Consider the following 3,973-nt stretch of genomic DNA (forward strand, 5'->3'; position numbering starts at 1 on the left):
CTATTTATCTGGACATGATATTACAGTAATTTTCAGGTAACTAAATCGTAGACTGCGATCGCAATTGCAGGTTAATTTTACACTTCGCGCTATTCTTGATCTGATGAAACGTCAGCGAATCAGTTTATTGCAGCGAACAAAAAAGCATGGGTGGGAAATTAATTGTATTTGAAGGGGTGGAAGGCTGTGGCAAACCAGCCAAATGCAGCTTTGTTCTGAGTGGTTGCAAAGTCTCGGTGTTTCCGTGGTGGTAACTCGCGAACCGGGGGGAACAGAGTTAGGTGTACATCTTCGCCGCTTGCTACTAGAAAAGTCAGAAGATAAACCAGTTGCAGAGGTGACAGAACTCTTATTGTATGCTGCTGACCGATCGCAACACGTTGAACAAGAGCTTAAACCAAATCTCGCAGCCGGGAAATATATTTTATGCGATCGCTACACTGACTCTACCATTGCCTACCAAGGATATGGTCGCGGTCTGAACATGAGTTTAATCAATCAGCTTAATAATATTGCTACTGGTGGTTTAGAAAGCGATCTAACTATTTGGCTAGATGTCGATGTCGAGGTTGGACTGTCCCGCAAACTCTCAGATAAATTAGGACTAGACCGCATTGAACAAGAGACAATCGCTTTTCATCGGCGCGTTCAGCAAGGATACGCACATTTAGCAGCATCCCATCCCTCACGAATTGTTCGGGTAGATGGCAGCTTGAGTAAGGAAGCTGTACAACAGGTAATTCAAGAAATTTTACGCGTACATCTGCACTTGGCGAGATAGGACAAAAATAAACCTAAACTCCAACAACTTTTCACTACTTCCCACAGTTGATTTGTGGTTGTAATCAGTTGATGTGCGATCGCTACTTTCTTCTCCGTCACTCTGAATGTACAAGTTGTTCTTGTCAAGATTGCAATGTTTCTCTCAAACATTGCAATATTCCTCATCAACATTACAACATCCATAAGGAATATTGTAATATTTCTCGTCAACATTATAATATTCTTTATCAATGCTGCAATATTCCTCATCAACATTACAACATCTATAAGGAATGTTGTAATACTTCTCATCAACATTACAATATTCCTTATCAATACTGGAATATTGCTCATCAACATTAGAACATTTCGGTATAACCTACTTCTCAGTCGGACACACTGACTGCACTTTTTGGGGAAATTGCCGACACATCTGCTGTAATCCTTGAGGATTAATTTGCCACCAAGCAAATAATCCCAGACTTGTACCCCCCACAAGCAAAGCCAACCCTACCCCCAGCATTACCAAAGGTTTATCCCGCTTCGGCTTTGTAATTAAAGTTGGTGGAATTTCTGGTTTGAGAGGTGGTTCCTCTGAAAGATCCAAATCTAGATCCAAGTCTAGCAAAGCTTGCGAACTTTCTGTAAAAGAAGTTGGTTTTTCTAATTCTTCTAATTCTTCTAGTTCCTCTAATTCTTCTTCCTGTATTTCTGCTTCTATAATCTCTTCTGGCAACGCCGGAGTCACAGGTACTAAGTATTCTGGAGAGACACGGCAATAAGTGAGAACAACCGAAGTATTATCACGCCCGTTTTTTTCGTTTGCCAAGTTAATCCAGTTGCGGACAGCATCTTCAACTGTCATTTGCCCTGCTAACACGGGTATTGCATAATCCTGCCAAGATTGTTCCACCCAGTTATTATCACTTAACCCATCAGAACACAGTAGCAAAATGCCATCTTCTTCCAGAATAAATCGCTGAACCTTGAGACGCAAAGATTCTGAATTTCTTGTCCCCAATGCTTGAGTTAAGGCACTCGCATCTGGTCTGAGAAGTGCCTTTCGATACAAGCTTTTAGCAAGGCGTACTTCTCGCGTTGCCACATCATCATCTACTGTCAGTAGCTGGCAATAATTGCGAGTAATCCAATAGGCACGGCTATCGCCAACATTAGCCAAGTAAAGCTCATGGGTATTATTTGATTGCCACCCAGTACTTGTCTGGACTCGTTGTGGAACTTGCAACGCCATGACAATAGTTGTAGCCATGCGTTCTTTGCCCTGGCGTTTTTGTTCGTTATTGCGGGCACAAATGACATTATTTACTACCCGTAAGCTCGCTTCTAATTGTTCCTGCAATAACGCAGGTGGTACAAGTGCAGTTTGTTCTGTCACCTCAGTTAATAAAGCGCGAATTTGTAACTTTACAGACTGCACTGCCAACTGACTCGCAACCTCCCCGCCTTCGTGCCCGCCAATGCCATCACAAACAATCGACAAGTGGCGCAATAAAGGTTCATCGAAAGCGGCGGGAAATTCCATCCCCTTGTGGGTGGAGAGGGGCAGTCGCCCCGCCGCTTGGGGCATTGGGGATTGGGCATTGGTAACTTCTTCCCCATGCTCCATGCCCCATTCTCCATGCCCAAAAACTCCATCCCCTTGTGGATGGAGTTTTGTATCTAAATCAGTCAAACTATTGGGATAGCAAGCATCTTCATTTTGCGCCATCATTGGGCCAATATCTGTAGAGCCTGCCACCTTCAAAACTAATGGCAATTCTGCAGCAGCTGCTAGTAGTAAATTATTGAGTTGGATATTAATCGCCTCTAACTCAATCTTAGTTTCACACATCTCCTGGACAATGTTCTGTAACCCTTTAGCTACTGATGCTTTTGCAGAAGCTACCCAAAACTGCCAACACTCCCCCAGATTTTGTAAACTCAACTTTTTATCATCTGGTGTTTGGTAGAGTTCCAAAAGTCGCACACACCAACCTTCGACTCTTAAGTTGTCTATTACTAGCAAACTGTGGCTAAGTCCCAATTCTGCTAGAGGTGTCCATAGTTGGAGAATTTGCCACAACCAATAAACTTGTCGTACTGCCGTGGCTTCCTCCCAAGCCTCAACAATAGTTGGATAGATATTTCCTGTCTTATCTATCGGCGCATTTTCCAATAAGAGGATATCAGTTGTATCTTGCTCAAGATTACTAACAAACCCATAAGCCTGGGGCAGATGTAACCGCTCTTGATATAACTGTAAATAAGGAATTACTTCGGTTGGCAATTCTTCAGGTACATCTGGCGGCAGCCCCGGTTGAGTATCCAGCCAAATCTGTTGTTTAATCACCTCATATCTATCTGCTACCTTTGTACCTGGTGGAATGTAAGCAGACAATGAGCCAGTCGCCCAAAGATAGCGGTGAACTAAAGGAGTTTGGCAACTGGCACAAACATTATCTCCCATAGGATTAATGGGGCTATTACAGCGTGGATTTATACAATAAATTATCAGTTGAGTAGAAATCATAAAAGTGTAAATAAAAAAAACAATCAACTCATTAACTTCGATTAATTTTAGCTGGCAATGACTTGAAGGCTAGAATAGACTGGATTTGTGTACCGCTAGCTACACTTAGTTACTGAAATTAATCAAAACTATTGGTAGAAATACCAAGTTTTGCTTTCTGTAAATAACTTACGTCTGGCTGTATCTAATCGTAGAAATGCATTTACGTCAATGTAGAGTCTAGGATGGCGCTATGCCAAGTTTTACCTTAATCTGGCTTCTGGCAGGAGCAGTTTTGTGCCTAACGGAACTGTTCTTACCATCGGCGTTTGTCGCCTTCATGATGGGAATTAGCGCTTTTGTGGTGGCGCTGCTGTCTGGAGTGGGTTTGGGAAGTGTATGGTTGCAAGTTTTAGTTTGGCTATTACTTTCCACATTACTAATCGTGCTTTCTCGTCGCTTTTTGCAACCACGACGACGCCAGTCGAAAATTCAGGATGCAGTTATAGCCGAAACCTTAACAGAAATCCCACCTGGAAAAACAGGGCGGGTGTTGTATGAGGGAAACTCTTGGCAAGCACGATGTGACGATGACAAATTTACCATAGCACCTCATCAAAGAGTTTATGTAGTCAGGAGAGAAGGTACTACCTTGATTGTGATACCAGAAATTTGTTGAGTCATTAGTTATTGGGAATGGGG

Annotated in this window: 2 protein-coding genes and 1 pseudogene; 2 read left to right on the forward strand and 1 reads right to left on the reverse strand. The window is 42.6% G+C overall.

The features are described from left to right. Positions 1–146 precede the first annotated feature (146 nt). A pseudogene (gene tmk / locus IQ229_RS16630) lies at positions 147–781 on the forward strand (dTMP kinase). A gap of 360 nt (positions 782–1,141) precedes the next feature. On the opposite strand, the gene IQ229_RS24145 reads toward tmk, so the two are convergent. Then, positions 1,142–3,292, reverse strand: a complete 2,151-nt coding sequence (locus IQ229_RS24145) for a protein phosphatase 2C domain-containing protein (protein WP_228013516.1) — start codon at positions 3,290–3,292, stop codon at positions 1,142–1,144. A 232-nt stretch (positions 3,293–3,524) separates the two neighbouring features. Between IQ229_RS24145 and IQ229_RS16640 the strand changes: the two genes are divergently transcribed. Beyond that, complete coding sequence (locus IQ229_RS16640; RefSeq protein WP_194045545.1) at positions 3,525–3,950, forward strand: NfeD family protein; 426 nt, start codon at positions 3,525–3,527, stop codon at positions 3,948–3,950. Positions 3,951–3,973: the final 23 nt, after the last annotated feature.

This window comes from Nostoc cf. edaphicum LEGE 07299, from assembly GCF_015207245.1.
Classification (GTDB): domain Bacteria; phylum Cyanobacteriota; class Cyanobacteriia; order Cyanobacteriales; family Nostocaceae; genus Nostoc; species Nostoc edaphicum_B.

What these genes read in the sequence shown, in the direction of transcription:
- IQ229_RS24145 (WP_228013516.1), bottom strand. Translation starts at nt 3,292, where the DNA reads ATGATTTCTACTCAACTGATAATTTATTGTATAAATCCACGCTGTAAT.
- IQ229_RS16640 (WP_194045545.1), top strand. Translation starts at nt 3,525, where the DNA reads ATGCCAAGTTTTACCTTAATCTGGCTTCTGGCAGGAGCAGTTTTGTGC.